General features: G+C 35.1%; 14 protein-coding genes. 3 read left to right on the top strand and 11 right to left on the bottom strand.

Annotation, left to right across the window (positions count from 1 at the left end):
- Window positions 1–42 precede the first annotated feature (42 nt).
- Genes EYD45_RS09235 through EYD45_RS09225 form a run of 3 tightly spaced genes read left to right on the top strand, consistent with a single transcriptional unit; the run spans window position 43 to window position 3,823 of the window.
- Window positions 43–1,476, top strand: coding sequence for a glycoside hydrolase family 30 protein (locus EYD45_RS09235; RefSeq protein WP_233702601.1), 1,434 nt, complete (start codon window positions 43–45; stop codon window positions 1,474–1,476).
- Window positions 1,477–1,491: 15 nt separating this feature from the next.
- On the top strand, window positions 1,492–2,973 hold the full coding sequence (locus EYD45_RS09230; RefSeq protein ID WP_130964256.1) for a glycoside hydrolase family 30 protein: 1,482 nt from the start codon (window positions 1,492–1,494) through the stop codon (window positions 2,971–2,973).
- 19 nt (window positions 2,974–2,992) lie between these two features.
- A complete protein-coding gene (locus EYD45_RS09225) occupies window positions 2,993–3,823 on the top strand; it encodes a T9SS type A sorting domain-containing protein (protein WP_130964255.1) in 831 nt (276 codons plus the stop codon).
- A 52-nt stretch (window positions 3,824–3,875) separates the two neighbouring features.
- On the opposite strand, the gene EYD45_RS09220 is transcribed toward EYD45_RS09225, so the two are convergent.
- The 11 genes from EYD45_RS09220 to EYD45_RS09170 form a co-directional block, all read right to left on the bottom strand.
- The gene (locus tag EYD45_RS09220; RefSeq protein WP_130964254.1) at window positions 3,876–5,729 is read right to left on the bottom strand and encodes a DUF5060 domain-containing protein; all 1,854 of its coding nucleotides are present in this window, start codon (window positions 5,727–5,729) and stop codon (window positions 3,876–3,878) included.
- 3 nt (window positions 5,730–5,732) lie between these two features.
- Window positions 5,733–7,829, bottom strand: coding sequence for a BNR-4 repeat-containing protein (locus EYD45_RS09215; protein ID WP_130964253.1), 2,097 nt, complete (start codon window positions 7,827–7,829; stop codon window positions 5,733–5,735).
- A gap of 109 nt (window positions 7,830–7,938) precedes the next feature.
- On the bottom strand, window positions 7,939–11,472 hold the full coding sequence (locus EYD45_RS09210) for an alpha-L-rhamnosidase-related protein (RefSeq protein ID WP_130964252.1): 3,534 nt from the start codon (window positions 11,470–11,472) through the stop codon (window positions 7,939–7,941).
- Window positions 11,473–11,689: 217 nt separating this feature from the next.
- On the bottom strand, window positions 11,690–11,917 hold the full coding sequence (locus tag EYD45_RS09205; protein ID WP_130964251.1) for a hypothetical protein: 228 nt from the start codon (window positions 11,915–11,917) through the stop codon (window positions 11,690–11,692).
- A gap of 31 nt (window positions 11,918–11,948) precedes the next feature.
- Complete coding sequence (locus EYD45_RS09200; protein WP_165453916.1) at window positions 11,949–13,322, bottom strand: sialate O-acetylesterase; 1,374 nt, start codon at window positions 13,320–13,322, stop codon at window positions 11,949–11,951.
- A gap of 50 nt (window positions 13,323–13,372) precedes the next feature.
- Complete coding sequence (locus EYD45_RS09195) at window positions 13,373–14,566, bottom strand: Gfo/Idh/MocA family protein (protein WP_130964249.1); 1,194 nt, start codon at window positions 14,564–14,566, stop codon at window positions 13,373–13,375.
- A 3-nt stretch (window positions 14,567–14,569) separates the two neighbouring features.
- A complete protein-coding gene (locus EYD45_RS09190) occupies window positions 14,570–15,913 on the bottom strand; it encodes a Gfo/Idh/MocA family protein (RefSeq protein ID WP_130964248.1) in 1,344 nt (447 codons plus the stop codon).
- Window positions 15,903–17,306, bottom strand: a complete 1,404-nt coding sequence (locus EYD45_RS09185) for a 3-keto-disaccharide hydrolase (RefSeq protein WP_130964247.1) — start codon at window positions 17,304–17,306, stop codon at window positions 15,903–15,905. The genes EYD45_RS09190 and EYD45_RS09185 overlap by 11 nt, the downstream gene beginning before the upstream one ends.
- Before the next feature lie 475 nt (window positions 17,307–17,781).
- Complete coding sequence (locus EYD45_RS09180) at window positions 17,782–18,918, bottom strand: DUF5627 domain-containing protein (RefSeq protein WP_130964246.1); 1,137 nt, start codon at window positions 18,916–18,918, stop codon at window positions 17,782–17,784.
- Window positions 18,919–18,953: 35 nt separating this feature from the next.
- Entirely contained in the window at window positions 18,954–20,678 is a 1,725-nt protein-coding gene (locus tag EYD45_RS09175; protein ID WP_130964245.1) for a RagB/SusD family nutrient uptake outer membrane protein, read from the bottom strand.
- Window positions 20,679–20,703: 25 nt separating this feature from the next.
- Window positions 20,704–23,754 (bottom strand): SusC/RagA family TonB-linked outer membrane protein, encoded by a 3,051-nt coding sequence (locus EYD45_RS09170; protein WP_130964244.1) that lies wholly within the window; start codon window positions 23,752–23,754, stop codon window positions 20,704–20,706.
- Window positions 23,755–23,796: the final 42 nt, after the last annotated feature.

Below are 23,796 nucleotides of genomic sequence, written 5' to 3'. Positions count from 1 at the left end.
CAGTTGCTTTAAAAAATTATGAAAATTAAAAATATAAAAATAATGTATAAGAGTTTTGCACTTACCCTATTAGTTTCCGCACTCTTTAGTTGTCAAAGTTGTCAGAATATTGATGATAGTTTAAATACCATTGCGCCACCAATGTCGGAAACAGTCGATGTTGATTTTTATCTAACCAGAGCAGATGAATCCGCACTATTCTTAAAACAAGAAAATGGCATTTCAGCATTTAACGATAATACTAATTTTTCAATAAATGTTTCAGACGGCACAACCTACCAAGAAATGGATGGTTTTGGATATTCGCTTACAGGAGGAAGCGCTTTACATATCAATAATATGTCTGCATCAAGTAGAAGCACATTACTAAATGAACTTTTTAAATGGGATGAAAACAATATTGGCGTAAGCTATTTAAGAGTAAGTATTGGTGCTTCAGATTTGGACGTTGCGCCTTTTTCATACAACGATTTATCCTCTGGGGAAACCGATGTTGATATGTCTAACTTCTCAATCAACAAAGACAAAGAAAACTTAATCCCTGTTCTAAAAGAGATTTTAGCCATAAATCCTAACATCAAAATTGCAGCATCACCTTGGTCTGCACCTACTTGGATGAAAACCAACCAAAGTACTGTTGGTGGAAGTTTAAGAACTGAATATTACGAAGCTTATGCCACATATTTTATAAAATACATTGAGGCAATGGCTTCAGAAGGCATTACCATAAGTGCCATTATACCGCAAAACGAGCCTTTAAATGCTACCAACAATCCTAGTATGGTAATGGAAGCTTCCGCACAAGCTGATTTTATAAAAAACCATTTAGGGCCTGCATTTCAAACTGCTGGTTTAAGTACCAAGATTATTGCTTACGGCCATAATCCAGACAGAACAGATTTCCCAATTAGCGTATTGAACGATGCGCAGGCAAATCCGTTTATTGATGGTTCTGCGTTTCATTTGTATGCAGGAAGAATTGATAATTTAAGTTTAGTACATAATGCACACCCTGACAAGAATATTTATTTCTCTGAACAATGGGTTAGTGCAAATGAAGCCTTTTCTGATGCTTTAAAATGGCATGCTAGAGAACTACTAGTAGGAGCACCTAGAAATTGGTCTAAAACTATTTTAGAATGGAATTTAGCCGCCGATGCAAACCAAGACCCACATACCGATGGTGGCTGTACAGAATGTCTTGGTGCATTAACTATTCAGGGGAATGACGTTACTAGAAATGTAGCATACTACATTATTGCTCATGTCGCAAAATATGTAAGACCTGGTTCTGTTCGGATAGAATCAAACACATCTTCAGAACTGCCAAATGTAGCATATAAAACACCTGATGGAAACATTGTTGTAATCGTTTTAAATAATACAGGCACTAGAAAAGACTTTAACATTAAAGTATCTGATAAACCAATTTCAACAGCACTTGAGGCAGGTGCGATTGGCACATTTGTTTGGTGAAACCATTAGAACATTATGAATTTTAAGAACATATTTATAACACTATTTACTGTAGTACTAGTTTTTTCTTGTAAAAAAGCATCCTCAGATTTGGCTGCAGATGATTCAAAACAAACAACTAAAGTCATAAACTATATCGGAAAATCACTTAAGGTTTATACAACAGCTGAAGGTACAGATTTAAAAATTTCTCTAACAAACAAAGAGAATTTCAAAGCGGCTACACAACCTTTAGAGACTGAGATTGCGGTTTTTGTTAATCCTAGAAAAACATTCCAAAAATTCTTGGGTATTGGTGGTGCTATAACAGATGCCTCGGCCGAAGTTTTTGCAAAGTTAAGCGAAGATAAACAAGAAGAATTATTAAACGCCTATTATAGTGAAGATGGTATTGATTATAACATTATAAGAACCAGTATCCATAGCTGTGATTTTAGCTCTAAAAGTCATACTTATATCGAAGAAGGAGACACTAGTCTTACAACGTTCTCCATTGAAGAAGATAAAAAGTTTAGAATTCCTATGATAAAAAAGGCCACAAACTTAATTAAAGACGATTTAGTGTTTTACGCCAGCCCATGGAGCCCTCCCGCATTTATGAAAACCAATAAAAACATGTTACAAGGTGGTAAACTTTTACCCGAATATTACCAAACTTGGGCAGATTATTTTGTAAAGTTTATTGAAGCTTACGAAGCTGAGGGAATTCCTGTTTGGGGCGTTACCATACAAAACGAACCTATGGCAAAACAACGCTGGGAATCTTGTATTTATTCTGCTGAAGAAGAACGCGATTTTCTAAAAAACAATTTAGGACCAACATTTGAAAAAGCAGGTTTTGCAGATAAAAATATTGTGGTTTGGGATCATAATAGAGATTTAATATCACATAGAGCTAATACTATTTTTGAAGACCCAGAAGCTGCAAAATATGCCTGGGGTATTGGATTTCACTGGTATGAAACCTGGACTGGTGGCGACCCTAAATATGATAATTTAAAAAATATTAAAGCATCTTTTCCCACCAAAAACTTGTTATTTACAGAAGGGTGCCAAGAAAAGTTTAGTGAAGCACATTATTTCAGATGGTCAAACGCAGAGCGTTATGGTAACTCTATGATTAATGATTTTAATAGCGGAACCGTGGGGTGGACCGATTGGAATATTCTTTTAGATGAAACTGGAGGTCCAAACCATGTTCAAAATTTATGCTTTGCTCCTATTCATGCCGATACCAGAACTAATGAATTAATTTATACACCATCATACTACTACATTGGTCACTTTTCAAAATTTATAAAACCTAACGCTAGAAGAGTAAGTACAACAACAAGCAGAACCACCCTAGAAAGCACGTCGTTTATTAATGAGAGTGGTGAAATTATTACTGTAGTTATGAATAGAACTGACAACCCCATTCTCTATAAACTTATTGTTGATGCTAATGAAGTATCGATAAATATACCTGCTCATGCCATGCAATCGATAATATATTAATCTTTAAAATTCAAAAATTATGAAAAAAAATTACTTTAAAGTTTTATTGCTTTTAGTCTTATTTATTGGTAACACAAGCGTTAACGCTCAAATTATTGCAGATGGTACCTACAATATTTTCAACCCGACACTTTCCGAGGTTATAAGTGTAAATAGGGTGGCTGAGGGAGATCCTGGAAACCCTCAAAACGTAATTATAGGAAGGGCACGTATGCAAGTTTATGATGCTAGTAATAGTGACCAAGAATGGTCTTTTTCACATCAAGGAGGGGATATCTATAAAATTTCAAATGTTGGTGATAGTTCTATCCTAGGAGTAAAAGATGGATGGTGCGGAGATTTTGGAGATGTGCAAGTAGGATTTGACAACTCTAGTCCTTACACATTATTCAAAGTTATAGCAGGTACAAATGCCAACTCCTTTGTGTTTCAAATTGCTTTTGATAGTGATTGTAACTTTGGTTCAACAAATGTGCCTATTAAAGCGTTTGATATTGACGGAGGAAATTCAGGCTCTAAAATAAATACATTTCCAACAGATTCTGGCAACGCAAACCAAGAATTTGAAATTGTTGCTTTAGGAACTTTAAGCACTAATAATTCGTTTTTATCAGATGCATTATCTGTTTACTATGATAAAGATCGAGGATTAGTAATAAATTCCAAAAATGCAGACCTAGGCAAACTGAGTATTTCTGTGTTTGATCTTTCAGGACGCGCCATTATCTCAAAAGAATCTAACGGTAATCGTACGACTATGAAACTCGAAACTTTGAACAAAGGTGTGTTTTTTGCTCGTATTAGTAACAAAGAAAATAATACTCTAGTGAAGAAATTTATAGTCTTTTAATTAGTTAGTTTAGTTTTAAAAACCCCCTACGACAATAAAGTATGGGGTTTTTTTATTTTAGAGAAACGAGAATAACCCAATCCTTATCCATTTCAGAAGGAGGAGTACCTAATTCTACAATGCCTGACGATTTCACAGAGGTTACTGAACCCTCTTGTAAGTTTCCGCCGTTTCGAGGGTCGTACCATTTTACTTTAAACGTCTGATTTACATCTTCTAAGTTCAACTTAATTTTACCTGAATTTGCTTCAGCATAAATAGCATAAATCTCCCCTTCTTTTGCAAAACAATACGCTATATCTTCAGAAGAAATTAAATCATCACGAGGTTCCATTTCCCAAAAGGGAATATACTTGTTAAAAAAGTGTAGTGCATACCTATTTTGATCCCAAAATAAATCACGGCTTCTAAAATCTTGACAGGTTAAATCTGAATTTGGACTGGCATAACCAAAATACCATTCTACACCAAATCCACCAGCCATAAGTGTACCCCACATGGCTCTACCTCTAGCATAATTATGTTCTGGATCTTCATCATCTGGTAATAGAGCAATATTGGCTTTACCAGGTTCATCAACGGCTAAAGCCCACTTTTTTCCTGTGGCGTTGGATTTTTCTCGCCATTTTAAAACTCTTGGATGAACATCAATAAATTCTGGATGACTTAATTGTAAAGATGCACCTGTTAGTGGAGATTGGTCACCTATTAATTCAGCATACCTATCGTCTTTATTTGGAAATGTATGTATTACTAAGTGACTATAATATGCATCTAATTTAGACACATAATCTGCTACTTTTTTAACCTCTTCTATGGGTTGGTTGTTTTCTTCTCCTAAATTCCAATTCATAGATAAGTGATGACCAAATCTTGCAATTAATTCTCTGTAGTACAATTTACTCTCTATTCCAAAAACACCTTTATCCATTAAATGATCGGTTTCCGTTTCGTGGGTTTTGAAATGAAGAAACATACCTTTTGTTTCGGCATATTCAAAAATTCGTTCCCATTGGTCTAGTTTTGAGATATCGAATCTTGTTTTATGAAACATGGTTTCCCAAGCTTCTTTATTTTTCTTTACACTAGCATAAGCTTCATACCCTTCAATAGGTACTTTTAGTAAATGAGGAAATATATTCCTGTCATCGCCATCAACATTAAAGGTTAAAAATGAAAACACATTTATTCCTTCACTAGCCAAATAATTAATAGCACCTAAAAGGTTTTTCCCTTTAGTGTCTTGCCATAAATATGGTGTTGCGGTTTCATCAAAATCTTTTGCGTGGGGCTCCCATGCTTTTTGAAACCCTAGTGCGTTTGTTGACACATCAAAATCTGTATATGCTAATAAATTTTCAGGCGCATCAACTCCTAGTTTTATAAAATAGTCTTGGGTTTCAGCAAATTTCAAATATGATTCTCCTACATACTGTAGTTTTCCCTTTGCTCTGTTATCAATTCCTGTCTTATCAGAATCAGTAATTATAAAGCTTCCTTTTTGACCATCCATAAAACCTGCACTTGAGGCATTTTTCATATTGTCTGCAACCGCAATATTATCGCCCTTTTTAAATGAAGCTGAATACGTCCATTCTCCAATAGCATCAGGTGTAAAACGAACTTGCCAAATATTTCCAGAACTACTACTTGTTTCAGCAGAATTACCATCGGCAGCGTAAAACCCAGGGATTTCATAAGTTTTATCTCCATTTTTAAAGGCTACATCTAGACGGTAATTTAGAAATGGATTATCTTCATCCAATTCACTTGTTTTTGGCCCTTCAAAATTTATTACAATTCTGTGCCATTTTTTTAATTCGCCTTCTATTCTTATGTCTTCGTATTTTTTGCATGCATTTAACACAAAACACAACAAAAAAATGAGGTATACGAATTTATGCATTGGTTATTTTATTACAATACGCTTTACTAAGGTATTATTTTGGTTTGTTAATTGTAGAAAGTACACACCTTGACTAAACTTTGAAAAATCAACTTGGTTTTGTACAACTTTGCCTTTATCTAAAATTTGTCCTTGTATATTAACTAAAGTATATTCAAGGTTTTGAACATTAGATTGAATATTAAAAACACCTCCACTAGGGTTAGGGTATACTAATACCTCTTGATTTGTTAAATCCATGGTGCTTAAAGACGATTGAAGCTGAAATTCAATTTTATCAGGTTCGCTTGATAATGATCTTCGTTGCGTAAGTCTTACTGTATTTTCGCCTTGATTTAAGGTAATATCTGGGATTTTAGTCTCTAAATACACATTCCAATCGAAGGTCCTTGTAATTAAAACATCGTCATATAAAGTTCCGTTTATTTCAATATCCATGATGGAATCATCTCTATTTCTATTTGCGGCAAAAAGAATAAAATCATAAGTACCAGCAGTAGTAACTTGAAATTTATGTTCTATAAACTGATTTGAAGCAAAGGAGTCTATATATTCCCCTCCTGATGCCGAAGTACTCGACCCTATATTTATGTCAGTACTAGCTGTTGTATAATCTTCTGCTTCTAACGCTATTAAAACTGGGGCATTGGTTTCAGATAATATAAATTCCTGAAAATACAATGGGCGCTTATCTCCAACTCCTGGTGTATTGTTCCCTGTATCTTCCATGAGATAAACATATAGTTTATTACCAGTAACTAAAGCATCAAAATGAGCGAAATTTATAGACTCTGTTCCAGTGTAAACTATTTCCCAATCACTTGCACCTTCTAAGGTTGTTTTTATATTGACTTTTCCTGCTATAAGCTCTACCATAAATACATGATTTTTATAGCTATAAACTTCCCCACGAACTTGTGGATTTGGGATAAGCCCACCTACATTGCTAGAAAAATTAGTATCAGTAGCCAACTTATAATAGTGCACATTTCTATTATCAACACGTTGCACAAAATGAATCGCACCATTTGCAGTAACGGTCCACGCTGGATCTGAAGACGATCGAGGCAATGAAGCTGTCCCATAATCATCACCTGGTTGTGCTATCTGAACTGGATCTTGGTTTGGGTTGATATTATTTCTAATTGGTAATGAAATAGAAGCATCATTAACATCAAACCATGGTGTAGATGCATCTTTTGGAATGTCGTTAGTATGGGCATAATATAGCCCACTATTTAGCATGTAGCCGTTACTTGTATCCGTATTATTATTAGTAGAGTACCGTATGGAAAAACCAGAATAAAACTTACCGTTTAAAAAGCGCTCACCTCCATACATATTGTTTCTATTAGGTAACGCAAGCGTACCTTCATGAAACAACCAATTATCACTCCAAACACTACCATCATAATGTGCTAAAAGTATATCGCCATTACCAGAGCCGCCTTGTCTATATCTAGCAATTAAACTTCCATCATCAGCTCTATGAATCATGGGATAAGTCATGCGTTCATAGTCCTCTCCGGATTTCAAATAATTTCGCTTAGAGTTAAAAACATCAAGGGTAAATTCATTATCAGGCACAAAAGCTTTGTTTGCAATGGATACCGAATAATTAAAGAAATGATTGGGCAACGAAGATGACCTATAGGCATGCATATCATATAAAATATGAATGGTATTATCTATAGTGCTTACACCTATGGCTGCAGTATTATGAGAATCGCCACGTATACCTGTACCATTTAGAAGTTCACCGCCTTGTCCTACATGTTGGTGCGGAAATTCAATAGTAACCCAATTGGAATTTGGTACATTCAAATTCTTTCTTGACAACATTAAATTTCGTGCATCCATTCCTCCTTTGTACCAAGTAACAAAGGCATAACCATTAACAACATCTACACAATCGCCATGTGGCGTTATTCTTCGCGAAAATCTATAATTTACATCTTTTGTTCCTGCAAAAAACAGTCCGCCTTCACCATTACCAGATACTCTAGTTGAGCTATCTAAAGTAGCAAGTAGTTCCTTTTGAGCTTCAACTAAAGAACAAAACACTAATAACAAACATAACCCTAAGTAGTACTTTTTCATTTTTCTGTTTTTTAATTATAGATGCGTCCTTGCTCTTATGCATAAATTACAAAAAAGCCAGTAAAATAGACTATTACTGGCTTTAAAACATTTTCATACGTTTTATTTTCTAAAAAGAATTTATTTTTAGCTGAATAACATGTTTACCAGGGGCTAATCTTATAGACTCAAACGCCGAGGGTACTTTAGCCCCATTATGTATTAAGTCTTTTCCATCCAGTCCATTCAAGGAGAACTCTGCAACCATATTTCCTGGGATTTCAATATCATATGTCTGTAGTCTAGCACCATTATAGGTGTATTTTGCTTTAATTTGTCCTCTTACGGTTGGCACAGTAATTTCACTATGTTTTAGTTTACTCATTTGTGGTTTAATAGTAACAATGCCAAACCCAGGAGTTTTAGGTTTAATTCCCCATAGCCCTCTTGGTATTACATTAGCTGGTGCTGCACCCCATGCATGGTTCCAATCTAGGTTTACTTTATATTCATAATCCCAGGCTTCTAAACTAATTGTTGAGCCAATACGGATCATATTGTACCAACTTCTTTTAGCTTTACTGGCTAATAACTCTAAAGCGTAATCTTCCTCACCAGCATTATATAAACCATCCATTAAAAATTGTGCACCATAAACACTACAAGCCATTCCTCTAGATTTCACATAATCTACAACAGAACTAAAATGTTCTTCTGGCACTAATCCGAATGCTAAAGGCATCATATTTGCGTGTAAAGATGCGTGATCTGTACCAATGCCATCTACATAAACCCCACGTTCTTTGTCGAACATTTGTTCGTTAACTGCTTTTTTAGCTTTTGCTGCTCTATATTCAAAATCTAAAGCTTCTTGTGTTTTTCCTAATAAGGTAGCAAACTCAGCCATGATTTTCATATTCTCATAAAAGAACGCATTAATAACTGTACTGTAAGGTTTAAATACAAAACCATCTCGTTCTCCTTTTGTTTTGCTTCCTGCAAAATTCTTTGAAGGCCAATCTACAATATCAGTCAATGGCTTTTTATAGCCTTTTTCAAATCCGAGCTTATACATAAACTCTTCGGTAACTTTCGTAGATGTTATCAACCCATCTTCATTAGAAAGTTCATAAAGCGTTTTATGTTTTAATGGCTCGTAATAACGTTCTATAAGTTCCGTGTTTCCGGTGTACATATAATCAGCATAAATTAATAGTGCTACATGTTGTTGCCATTCTGTTGGCCATGTTGGATTCTTCATGAAATACTCTATAGTACGTCTTGCTATAGCATACTCTCTATCAGTAGTGTAATGGCTTAACTGATTTAGGTAAGCATCGGCTTCATAAGGAATACGTTCTCTATCACCATCTACATAAAGGCCAGCAAAAGTAGTGGCTTTAATAGAGTATTTACAGAAATCCCAAACCTGGTTTAAAATATCATCATTACTTGTAAAACTACTTGCATTATCATCCCAATAGCTTGTGTATCGTAATTGTTCGAAATCTTCAGCTTTTAAAGCTGTTTGCGCTCCTTCAACTTCTGCATATCTAAACGGCTGTAAAACAGGCCACCCTTCTTGTAAAGGAATAGCCTTACTTGGGCCTTTCATACGCTTGTCTGGAACAGGGTTAATTTCTATTTGGTATTTTGTTTTTCCAGGTTTTACATCAACATTAATTTCTTGATAGCGAATGTTACTTTTTGCTGGAGGTGTTCTGTTTACATTCCCCTTATCATCTAGCATTTCGCCGATTCTAACCGTTAAAGTATGTGGTGCTTTAGCTTCATAATTAAAATCGATGGTTGCAAAAGCAGCTTTACCAAAATCTATAAAGTAAAAATCGCCTCTATTTTCAAATCGCACAGGATTTACTTTATCTATAAGGTATTTATTTTCTGTTGAAATAATATAATTATCTGGTTTTCCTGTTGTAAATTTTTGAACTTCAGAATAATCTACCAATCTATTTTCCTGCTCCCAAATTCTAACTTTCCAATAGTAGGTTTTCCCTATTTCTAAAGGATTACCTGCATACTCAACATCTGTTGATTTTGTTGAAGCCACTCGACCACTATCCCAAACATCACCATTATTTTGATCGATATCGGTTTTATTTGATGCTACTAAAATTTGGTATGCGCCTTGAAATTTAGAACCTAATGGCACTGTCCAACCAAATTCTGGTTTTAAGTCAAATATTTCGACATCCGAAGAAGGTTCTCTAATTAATTCTACCGTTAAATCTGTTGGTGCAGCTCTAAATTCGTTACTATTTTTCTTAATGAGTTCATCAAGCTTAGCTCTTAATTTATCAGCAACAGCTTTGTATTTTTTCTTACCAATTAAGTTTTTAACTTCTTTTGGATCTTTCTTTAGGTTATAAAGTTCCTCAATAGATTGATCATTAACGTATCTAAAATATTTCCATTCATCGGTACGAACACCTTCACTTGGTGGAATATTTTCAAAATCCCAGATATGCTCAATTAAGATAGTATCTCTAGCAATAGTATTTGTTTCTTGTTTTACTATTGGTAATAAACTTTTTCCTTGCCATGTTTCCGGAGCTTCAACTCCTGCAATATCAGCAATGGTTTGTGGTACATCAATATTAAGCACCATATCTTTCACATCCTGATGCTTATTAACACGAGGATCAAAAACTATAAGTGGTACACGAATAGAATTTTCATACATCAACCATTTACCTGCGAATTGACGTTCACCTAAGAAATAACCATTATCTCCCATTAAAATGATAACAGTATTTTTATCTAGTCCTTTTTGTGCTAGCTTTTCACGAATTTTCTTGATCTCTAAATCCACACCAGAAATCATTCTGTAATACCCTTTTAAGCTATGTTGATATTTCTCTGGGGTATCATAACGCCATGTCCAACGTAATCTATTAAACCCGTCTCTTACAATTTTTGGTTGCGCTAAAAAGTATTTATCATCACCCAATTCTGGTTCTGGTATTGTAGTATCCTCTAGCATTTCATCCATTCCAGCTTGCCAGAAGTATTGTTTTGGAGCACCGTCGTGTGCATGTGGCGCACTAAAACTTAATGACAAACAAAATGGCTTTTCATTAGATGCATTCTTATCAATAAAATCTAATGCTTTTTGCCCTGTATATCGTGTTAAATGTACAGTATCATTGTCTATAGTTTTATAATAATAACCTCTTCTGTCTTTAAAACGGTTATTTCTATCATAAGATTCATATTCATCAAATTGTTTATCTAAATCATTATAACGCACACCATATTTACCAAAAAAACCAGTATAATACCCGTTATTTTTAAGCAATGTTGGATATGAATTCGCCATATATTCTTCACGTACATTCCCTGTTTGAAAGTTAAAGTTGTGCGCTCTTTCATGTAACCCAGTAAAAAGACTTGCTCTACTGGCAGCACAAATTGGCGTAGTAACAATAGCCGTGTGGAAATAGGTCCCCGATTGTGCTAAATTATCCATTGTTGGAGTTTCAACAAACTCGTTACCTGCATAACCAATGGCATCAAAGCGTTGATCATCTGTTAAAATAAAAATAATGTTTGGCTTTTCTGAATTATCTTTTTGTTGAGCATGAATAACATTTAAACTGTACAAGCCTGATAATAAGATTAGTAAAAAACTGTTTTTAAGCATTTTAGTCTTCGATTTTATAGAATTAATTAAGGGGATATTAGCAGCAACCCCATAGAGGTTAAAAGTAAAATTTAATAGTTCAAATTGTATCCTGCTCTGTCCTGAAATGAAACAAGCATTTTTTTACATAAAACTTAACCAATCTAAAACTATTAATCCCGCATCTTAAGGTTTAAGAACGAGACATATATCTATCTTGTCTTTAAACTTGAAAAATTTACGGTAAAATCTTTAAGTGCATTGGTTTTCCGTTAAAAATGCGAATATGAGGATCTGCCATTCCAACATCTTTCACTATTGGATTACCAAATTTTACGATTTTCAGGGTATTAGAAGAACTACTTAAAACGTTTTTATTAGGATTGGATTTTGAATTTTTGCATGTCAATATTGACATCGCACAGATTAATACAAAAAAAATATTTGCTCTTCTTAAAGCAATCATAAACTACCATTTAATGAACCAATTCTAAAACTTACCAATTATCTGTTCTAAAAACAGAAATTGGCAAACCAGAGTTTGTATTAAGTGTATTTTCAAAACAGTCCTCAAAACCATATCTTACGGCAACAGGTTTTTTAACGTTATCACTATAAAGTATAATACTTTTTTTGTCCTTACTTAATCGCGCTTCTGCTGGATAGAACACCCTATCTGAAGATACTATAGCAAATCCTGATATATTATTATTTTGAATGAAAAAATCATTTTTATGAAATTTAAATTTCAAAGTGACTTGATCATTTGCAATTGAAATATTTTTGAACTCAGGGCTTCTGTAAATGATGTCTTTAAAACCATATTGCTCCGAGAGCGCTATATTGCTTAAGCGCTTTGCTATTATTTCTTTTTTAGAAGGGTGAATATCTTCACAATCTCCTGCATCGGTAGTTACCACTATTTCAGCGTTTTTAATGTCCTGAGCTATTTTCAATTGGGCTTCCCTAATCATATTTGCCTTTATGCCTGGAGATGTTCTATGTTTTGTATAATCGTATGGTGCAATTTGCACAAAATAAAACGGAAGATTTTTATTTTTCCACTGACTTCGCCATGACGTGATTAAATCGTTCATATAGTTATAATAGGGTTCAGGCTCACTTCTATTGGACTCGCCCTGATACCACAACACTCCCTTTATGTTAAAATTTTGAAATGGATAAACCATAGCATTATATAAAAATGAAGGCTTTTTCTGTTTGTTTTGTTCTTTAGGCAAATTGTCAAAAAACTTGATGTTTTTATATTTCAGCAACTTTTCTTTAGGAATCCAACTTTCAATTCTCGTACCGCCCCAAGAAGATTCGATAATACCGATAGGTACATTTAGGTTTTGATAGAGCTTTGTGCCAAAAATGTAGCCAATCGCGCTAAAGGAAAAAGCTGATTCCTTATTTGATTCTTGCCATTTTCCATTGACATCAAAACTTGGAGAAACACTTGCTGTTCTTGCATTGTTAAACAATCGGATATTTTTGTTATTCGCTATTTCAAGATAGTTACTGGCGTTTAAAACCTTTGATTTTCTAAGTCCTTTTAATGGCATTTCCATATTAGATTGCCCTGAACAGAACCAAACTTCTCCTAAAAGTATATCATTGAGTTCTTTGGTATTACTTCCTGTAATAGATAAACTTTGAGGTTGAAAAGATGCCTTTGCCGTTTTAATGGTTGTTGACCAAAACCCTTTTGAATTTGTTGTAGTTTTTGCGGTAGTTCCCCAACTTGAACGTATTTCTATCGTGGTACCCGGAATGTCTTTACCCCAAATTGAAACCTCTTCATTTTGTTGTAACACCATATAATCTCCAAAGAATGCAGGCAGTTCGATTTGACCTTGTATAGACAAAGTGCAAAGGATAAAAAATAGAAAAACTAATCTGATGTTAGGCATTATTCTTAACCTAATATTGTATTATTCCACCCTACAATTTTATTATTGTACATAGCATCTAATCCCATTTGAACACATATAGATGCTTTAGCTCCTGTAATTACATTTGATACTGGGTTTGTATTATCCAGAATTGCAGTTTTAAAATCTAACAATGCTTGCTTGCTTGGATCTAAGTGTTCAACATTAATGCGCATACCTTTTTCAGCATCCCACATTGCCGTTGCTCCACTAACGCCATCTACGTCCTTAATTACTCTGTTTTTTTTCTTGCCTTCAGGGTAAAACCATGCATGCTTTGTATCAATTATAATAGTACCCTTATCTCCTATTACCTTTATTTGATAGCCGTCTTTGGCGTTGCTAGTCAAACAGGAAAATGATGCCTTTACACCACTTGCATAACTATAAATCAAGTGGATGTTGTCGTAGGTTTCCCTTCCATCTTTCCAGTAATTAACACCTCCAAAACCTGTTACTTTCTCTGGTGTTTCCTCCAACACCCAATTAGCGAAATCAATTTGATGTGAACATAATTCTGCAAGCAGCCCACCAGAAAATTCTCGATACATCCGCCAGTTGATAGCTTTTTCAAATTTAGGATCGGGAACAGGGCGCCTCCAATTACCATGCCTATTCCATTGACATTCAAAGGCTGTAATTTTGCCAACCTTTCCATTCTTAATTAAATCTACTACATGTGTATATAACCTTGAACTATGGTATTGATGTCCAGTTTGAAAAATGTGATTTGAGTTTTCTGTTTTTTTCACCAAAGCCCTAATACCGTCATATCCTTTTGCCATTGTTTTTTCGCAATACACATGTTTACCTGCATCTAGCGCATCAATTGCAATTTTTGAATGTAAATTGAAGGGGGTTGCTACTATTACGGCATCAATATCTTTATTATCCAAAAGTTTGCGATAATCAGCATATCCTTTTGAATTGGAATCCACCTTAGCTAACCCTTTTTCTAATCTGAAAGGCAAAATATCACATAAACCAATAACTTTTATGCCTTCGATACTTTTAGCTATAGAACCAAGACCTCCGCCTCTATCTCCTGCACCGATAATACCAATATTAATGGTACTATTGGCCCCTAAAATAGATAGTGGATTGGCATACTGATAACTTGCACTGGCAACACCTATAGTTGCCAGCCCAGTTTTTGTTATAAAAGATCGTCGTTTCAATTGTTATAATTTAGGTTCCCAACCTGGTTCATAAGTTCTGGACCAGAGTTTCATAGCCTCTCTATCAAATATCCTTCCAGAATGCTCATCTACATCAAAACCTTTATTTATTCTGTAAGAGATATTTGCATAATGTGTTAACATTTGAGACATGGCTCCTACGTCAATAGGCGAGGTAAGCTCTTCTTTACCTCTTATAGTATTGAAAAAATTAACGGCGTGTCGTGTTGATAAATTTCCGCCACCGCCCAGTGCAACTCCTCCTTCTTTACCGCCGGATTTATTTTCTTTGATAAGTTTACCCTTAAGGTCATACAACTCGTAACCTCCTCTATCTACCATTACAGAGCCTTTTGATCCATAAATTAGAGTTCCCCTACCTCTACCATACTTAGAGTAACCGTTTCTACTACTGCCATCCCATTGAATTGTTTTATTACCGCCAAATTTATACGTGGCTCCCATGGTATCATACATTTCCCATCCATCATCTACAAACTGATGTTTTCCGGCAATGACGTCAACATATTCAGGGTATTTCACGTCCAATGCCCAACGTGCAATATCTAGTTCATGAGTTGCATTATTACCCATTTCGGCAGTACCGTAGTCCCATCCATACCAATGCCAGTTGTAATTCCAAGTATCATGCATATAATCTTTTCGTGGTGCAGGCCCTTGAAACAACTCCCAATCTAAACCTTCTGGAGGAGCAGATTTAACAGGGTGTGGCACTTTCCCTCTTCTGTTCGTATAAAAAGCAATGGCTTTATATGCCTCACCAATAATACCATTATGAATTTCGTTAATTATTTCAATACTCTGGGGAGAGGATCGTTGTTGATTGCCCATTTGCACAACTTTGTTGAACTTCTTTTGTGCCTCAACAACCAATTCATTTTCACGTGGATTATGACTACATGGTTTTTCTAAATAAACATGCTTACCTGCTTTCATCGCCATTATAGCACCGGGAGTATGCCAATGATCTGGTGTTGCCATAAAAATAGCATCGATATCTTTATCGTCTAGTATTTTTCTAATATCAGCTTCTAATGCAATCTTATAATCAATTTTTTCTCCAACCTTAGTTACTGCCTTACTCATCTGGCTAGGAAGAACATCACACAAATATTTCAATCTGACATTATTGTCTTTTGAAGCTATTGCAGGAATAAATGCCCCATATCTCCTCCCGAGCCCTTGTATTGCTACATTAATTCGGTCGTTTGCACCAATAATATTTGAATAGCTTTTTGCTGTCATAGCGTTTACACCCCCAGCTAAACTAACACCAACACCTGCTAAAGCAGTTTTTTTTATGAAATTTCTTCTCTTATTTTCCATTACTATTCTTTTTAGGCTTATGAACTTTAATTTTTATGTTTCTGAATGCTACTCTATCACCATGGTCCTGCAGTAGAATTTGCCCTTTTTCCAACAATCCAAAATTTGGCCATTTGGCATATTTACTTTCTGAAACTAATTTTAAAAATGCATCGCTACCACGTTCATACTCCAAAACCTTAACATCGTTTATCCAATGCTCTACATGATTGTTCACAGACTTTATATAAGCTGTATTCCACTCTCCTATTGGATTGACCGGTTTTTGAGGGTCTGCTTTTATTAAATCATAAAGTGAACAGACCGTTCTGCTACCCTCATGCGACCCCAACTTAGCATCAGCGTGAAGATCATCATCCAAAATTTGATATTCTAGTCCAATTGAAGAACCTGGACCTTTATTAATTTCAGTATCTACATAATATTTTATACCACTGTTTGCTCCCGGTGTGAGTTTAAAATCTACTTGAAGCTCAAAATTACTATAGTCCTGTGTTGTTACGATATCTCCACCAGCTTCAGATTCTCCACCACCGGATGCCAAAACAATGAGCTCACCGTTTTCAATTACCCAACCAGTCTCGGGAAATTGATCCAGTCTTGCTCCTCGCCAACCTTTTGTTGTCTCACCATCCCACAGCATTTTCCAACCCGATCTTTTCTCGTTGAATGTAAGTTGGTTTTTTGTAATTATTGGCTCTAATGGAGATTTAGTGGTGTACTGTTCTAAATTTTCAGTTAAAATTTTGGCATTTTTCCACATCACCGTCTTACCCAATTTCTCTTTTCTATTACCAATAGAATGTACTTGCAAACCAATAAATCCTGTTGCTGTTTTATCATCAACTAAATAGGAGGCTGGTACACCATTTATCCAAGTTTTAATGGTATCTGCTATGGCTTCAACCCTGTAATGATTCCATTCATTCTGTTTAAAAGCCTTTTGCGCTTCAGGATTATCTTTAAGTGGATTCAACCATTTGCGTCTTTTTTCATCATAAATCCCTCCGCTCCATGCACGTTTGGATGGATCGATCTCTACTTGATAGCCATGAACCATACCATCTCTATAGTATGGCAAACTATTACTGCGTATCTGAATGCCCGAATTCATTGTAGAATCCACTTTAAAATCAATTTCAAAAATGAAATCGCCATAAATGGAATCAGTAGTTAAAAATGTATTCGGTGTATCAAGCTTTGTTGTACCTATGATAACGCCATCTAAATTTTCGTAGGTTGCATTACCTCCTTTAATATTCCAGCCTTCTAGCCCTTGATTTGGAATTAAATCTACCCAAGGCGCAACGTCACCTTTTTTGTTACACGACTGTGTAATGGTAATAAGAACTAATGAAACCAACAATAATACATTTGAATACAAGAATTTCATGGTATGATTTTTTACTAAAATTAAAAAAGCTTTCCATCATAACAAAACTAAAATATATGATGGAAAGCATTGACTAACTCAAACACTTAATAAACTTATTTTATAATATCAAACTAACTTTTGACTAAAAGTATAAAATTGAAAAACTTTATCTATCCTGTTCTATCCTGAAATTATGTTTAATAAAAGTTATTCTTTTACATTGATTAATCCTGCATCTAAAAATCCATCCAATAGTAAAAGTTCGAGAATAAGGCTCATTAATTGCGGTATGGATAAAGGAGCTATTTTGAAATTAAAAAAGCAGTTAAATAACTCCCAACTGTGAGTATGATTTAGCGCATACATCATCTATAAAGTAGTTTTGACTCTCTCTATTCTAATTCTAACAACTTTTTGGCATAAAAAAAGCAGGAACAACCATTCCTGCTTTTTCTTTTAATTAATGCTTAATTTATTCTTAGCAAATAATATTTTATGGGTTGACTGTCAGTTCTATATCAAACTGTTCGAATCTCACATCTCTGTTTCTAATTACTAATGTATCATTAACGGTGTGCATTAAATCAACTGTAGTTTCAGAGATTACCGAACCAAAACGAACTTCCTGTACAACTTGAACATCACTATACTGATACTCTAAATAAATAACATTACGTTTTTCTCCACCCCATTCATCTCCGTCTACTACCCAGCTTCCTGTTCCTGTTACGGTAAATTTATCTCCTTCAACATTTGTTACCGTAATACTACCATTAGAATCAATTGCCAAATTTAAAGTGACATTATCATCACTTGGAATAAGCCCCCTTCTAACACGATTTTTTACTGTAGCGCTATTCCTTCCAGACGTAAACACAGGAACAACTTCATCTTGTTCTACAAATTCTGCTCTGTAAACAGTAGTCGTATCAATATTACTTGTTTCTGTTGCACCTGTTGCAATAGTAACTTTTTCTGAGGTTCCTACAATCTTATCCGCACCGCGACGTAAATAGACCCCTTGATATTGATTCATAAACTTAATACCAAATAATGTGTAATCTTTAGGAGCTGGATTCCAATTATCGTCTAATATTTTAACTGGGTTATCTACAATAGGTACACCTGTTAATAAGGAATCTAACTCCTCATAATCTGTTATTCTTAAAGGAATCACATAATGTGTCTCATTTTCAGGAGCAAAAGAAAGTGTATCATTAAAAAATGCATCTTCCAATTGGATTGGTATACGACCATTTATAGAACCTGCTGGAATTGTTACTGGGCTTTGTTGTTCTATTGTATAATAAGAGGAAGGTAGTACTTTTACATTTACAGAATCTACCCCGAGAGCTGTTGCATTAATTAAGTCTGGTGCTAATTCAAAGTGTACTCTTCTATCTATTTGGTTTTCAAAAACTCCTGACATCACAACGCCTATTTCAAATCGACCATTGTTGTCATTATCGTTAAAACCTAAGTCGTACTCACCTAAGACCAAAGTCCTAGCAGGCCTTTGATAAGGAAAGAATACCGAGGTTGACCCAAAGTCCTCAACTATATTATCTTGATTTTCACAAGCCATAATGCTTAAAAGCACTGCGAAAACTACAACTAATTTTATTTTCATGTTAAATATTTTTTAATTCTTTTAAAATTATGCTTTTACCATCCGGCGTTTTGTTCCAGTTCCGGAAACCTTAAGGTTTCGTTATTAGGAATCGGCATATATGTAGCAAATGAAGGATAATTTCTTATCTCAACAGATGGTATGCTAATATAGTTAGATCCATTAAAGAAATAGCCCTGAGCTGCTTCGTTTAAAGGTAGTCCCCATCGTCTCATATCCCAAAATCTGTGTCCTTCAAAACTAAGCTCAATACGTCGTTCATTTCTAATAAGCTCTCGCATTGCATCTCTAGTTGTAATGGATGCCAGATAGCTGTCAGGTTGATCAATTCCTGCTCTCTGACGTATAGCAGCAATGACATCTCTAGGTGATATGCCATTTATTTGCTGGTCTGGTCCACCAATTTCGTTGGCAGCTTCAGCAAAGATTAAAAACAATTCAGTATATCTAAAATATACATTGTAGGTTCTTTGACCAACTGAAGAGCCGTCATCATTTAATCTCACATCTGGATGTAATGTTTTTTTAAGATAATAGCCCGTTTTGGTAGAAAATTCCGGAATAGAATCTAATCTATCTATTCCACCACCAACACCAGTATTGATAGTTCCACCTCCAAAAGAGGTACCATTAAGCACAACAAATTTATCTAATCTAGGATCTCTATTTGCATATGGGTTTTGTGGGTCATAACCATTAGCTTGTGTTGCTGGAAAACCGCTTTGCATAGGAAATGCATCTACAAAATTTTGTGTAGGATTTATTTCTCCATTTCCGTTTACAGATGGTGGAAACATACGTCTTTCAATACCTGAGCTTGTACCATTAGGTATGTTACCTCTCCAAATCATTTCATCAGTGGTATTTGTACCATAAGTTGTAAAATAATCAACACCGTTAGATGGCAAACCTGAGACACCTCCTATATCATTTAACAATTCACTTGCATCCGTCGCAGCCATATCGTAATACCCTTGATCGTTTAAGAATGATGGGCTAGCTGCTAAAAGTGCTAAACGCGCTTTCAACGCTCTTACTATTCTACCAGAAATTCTTAAGTTATATGGAGAACCATTAACTACTTCGTATTTATTATAATCAAAACCTGCATACCATGGGTCTACATCTCCTTCACTTAATCCATAATCTGTTGGCAATAGTGTAAGTGCAGCATCAAAATCAGCCATGATAGCTTGTACGGTAGCCTCGAAAGATAAACGAGGTCTATTAAAATTACCGTCAGCCTCTATAAACTCAGTTATATACGGTACTCCTAAAAGTTCTCCAGATGTACCAATACCCGCATGAGCTTGCAGCGCATAATAATGGTGTAACCCTCTTAATGCTAGAGCCTCTCCTTCCATACGCAAATAGAACATTTCGTTTATTTCTTCATCTTGAGACCATTTAATCTCACCAGCTTCAATAACTTCCAAAAATTTGTTTACCCATAATACACTCTCGTAATTATTCCATCGCGAAGCTGGGTTAAACTGTGCATTTAGCTCTCCCAGTGCCATACGCTTAAAATTATTATCTAACTGGTTATTTACGGCGTCATCTGTAGCAGCTTCATTAAATGAGAACTGATTTACCAAGCGTGAATAGCCATTTAATAATATGCCTTCAGCAGATGCAGGATCAGTACTAATAAACTCAAAGTCCAATCTATTCTCATCAATAGGCTCTAAGATAGTATCACAGCTAATTATGCCTGTAAAGACCGACATAACTACAATATATTTTATTAAATTTTTCATTTTATATATCTAATTTTTTACTTTATTAAAATGACATTCTTATACCTAGAGTATATGTTCTAGCTTGTGGGTTACCGCCAATATTAAGCTGACGAATATCTCGATTTTCGGCTACCTCTAAAAGGTTGGTTCCTTGGAAGTTTAAACTAAAATCTTCCACACCTATCTTATCACATAATGTATCAGCGAACTCATAGGTTACCTGAGCACGATTAATTCTGAAAAAGCTAGTATCGTATAACCAAAATGATGATGTTCTAAAGTTATTTTGATTATCCCCAGATGTTAATCTTGGAAACGTTGCTGTATTCGCTGTTTGTGGTGTCCAACGTCCTAATACCACCTCAGAATATTTATCATTTCCATTTGGAGCATAATAATTATTAAAATTACCACTTAGCTTATTACCAAGAGCACCTGTTTGTCCAGTACCTAATATAAATAAATTCCATCTTTTGTACTTTAAGTTAAGATTAACACCATAAGTCCAAGGACTAGCACTTTGGCCTAGCGCTACTTGATCATCTTGATCTATAACATTATCGCCATTCTGATCGGCATATCTAATATCTCCAGGTTGCACCGCGCCAAAGTTTGGTACGGGTAGATTACTGTTTAAAACAAGATTTCCATCTGTATCTGCAGTAAAATCAGATTCTGAATAGAACCCTAAGTCTTCAAATCCGAAAATTGATGATAACTCCAGCCCTTGTCTGTTCTGATATTCAAACTCGTTAGTTTCAGATCTTTTTGAAGCTTCCGTTTGACTGTATAAAACGTTTGCTCCAATACCAACTGAAAGATCATTGAAGGTTTTATTGAAATTAAGACCTAATTCGAAACCAGTGTATAAATTGGCATTGAAATTATTTAACGGTCTAAACGTATTATAATATGAAGGATACTGATCTGCTAAAAATCCTAATTGTTTATCCAATTCGGTTCTAAAATAATTAGCTTCTAGCCACAGTGAATTCATTAAATAACTCTCAAAACCTATGTTTAAATCTATACGCTCTTCAAATCCCATATCAGGATTTGCACCTTGCGAAATATTTTGTCTATTATTTGAGAATAGTCCATCTGCCCAACCAAAGCTTGCACCATCAGAATAGTTTTCATCATATAAATAATATCCATCAATACCTCTATCAGAACTTATGATTCCTCCAGAAGCCCTTACTTTTAGATAATTTACAAAATCACTATCTTTTAAAAACGGCTCTTCGCTTAAAATATAACCTATTCCAACTGTTGGTGAAAAACCACCTCTATTACCCTCTGGTAACTTCAAGGAATGCGCGTAAGCTCCAGAAAAATCAACAAAGAGTTTTTTCTTGAAGTCATAGGTCATTTGAAGACCCAAATGAGAATCTCTATCTGTTTGAAGGACACCGTCTCTCTTCTCTGAGTTATAATATCCCAAAAACGTTGTATTCAAGGAATGATTACTGGCAAAGGTTTTTTCATAATTTAATAATGCGTACATACCCACTCTAGATACAAATCCATTCGATGCAACGTTTTCTGAAAGATCCCTTCTGTCTTCACCGAAATCTCGTAAAGGATCTACTCCATCATTTTGTACCCAGTCTGTAACTCCATAGGTTCTATACTGATTACGTATAGATGTTGTAAAGGTATCAAAGAAGTCGAAACTTAAATAGGTCTTTGCTGATAAGCCTTCCGTAATACCAGAGAGGTCAAAATTTATTGAGTTATTAAATTGAGTGACACGAAACCTTCTATCTTGATAACCACCAGCAATGGCTAGTGCCACTGGTGCATCCACTCCAATTTGTTGTGCAGAACCTAATAAATTACCATCAAAAGTGTTGGCCCCTACCAATAAGGTTTGAAGCTCTGGATTATTAGTTGCATCAATACTATTTATTGGAATTAACGGTGCATAATCAAATGGTATGAATGTAGTAGCAGCATTTAGAAGGTTCGCTCTAGAACTTTTTGAAGTACTTATAATTGCAACACCATCAATACTACTGGTAATCCAATCATTAACTCTAAAATCTATATTACCTCTAACATTAAAGCGATTTGATCCGGCATTTATATCTTCGTTGATATTAACCCAGTTTTCATTATATAACCAACCTACATTAACATAATACTGAGATTTATCGTTACCTCCAGAGAATTCTGAAATAACATTAGTGGTATTAATAAACGGTTGCACAAATTCATACAAATCAACATCTGGAAATTCGATAGGATTTAAACCGCTTCTTGTATTTTGAATCTGTTCTTGAGGAAAACCTACAACACTTGGATCTAAGCCATCGTTTGCGAAAGCTTCATTTCGAAGCTGCATGAAAGCAGCAGCACTTAGGTAATTAGGTAAAGCAATAGGTGTACGGATCCCAGAACGCACATTCACATTTACCTCTCTTTTATTTACACTACCACGTTTTGTATTAATAATGATTACACCATTTTGTCCTTGACTACCATATAGGGCAACCGCATTTGCATCTTTAAGAACCGTGATTTGTTCTACCTCTTCCATGTTTAACACATTAGGATCACGACCAAAAACACCATCAATCACAAACAATGCGTTTCCTATACCCCTAATATTAGAGGAACCTCTTACACCCACAGTTAACCCTGAAATATAATCCCTTACAAACTGAGTGTTATCATAGACTAAACGATCTTTGGTATTTATGGACGATACAGAACCTACTATATCACGTCTATCCCTAGTTGAGACACCCATCTTTATTTCGTCGTCTTCTGAGGCTAGGAAATCTGACTTTACGAGCGTTATATTACCGGTAACAGTAGACAAGCTAATAAATTGCGACTCATAACCCTTTTTCTCAATAACTACCGCTTCATCATTGGGTAGCATAATGTTAAATAGACCATTGTCGTTGGTAGATGCCCGAGAACCTCCAGGACCGTAAATGTTGACCCCGCTTAAAGGGTTCCCTTGCTCATCAACCACGGTAGCTGACACCTCTGTACCTGTTGACTGAGCTGTCACCGTACCACAAAAGCAGAATATGGTGAAGCACACAAGGGCATACAACCTATATAATTTATTTATCTTCATTTTTTTTTCTTTAGTATTTAGTATTAGTTAAAACAACTTTAT

The organism is Hyunsoonleella flava, assembly GCF_004310325.1.
In the GTDB taxonomy this organism is placed as follows: Bacteria; Bacteroidota; Bacteroidia; order Flavobacteriales; family Flavobacteriaceae; genus Jejuia; species Jejuia flava.
Note: the sequence above shows the minus strand (reverse complement) of the source record. Positions and strands in the feature narration are given on the sequence as shown.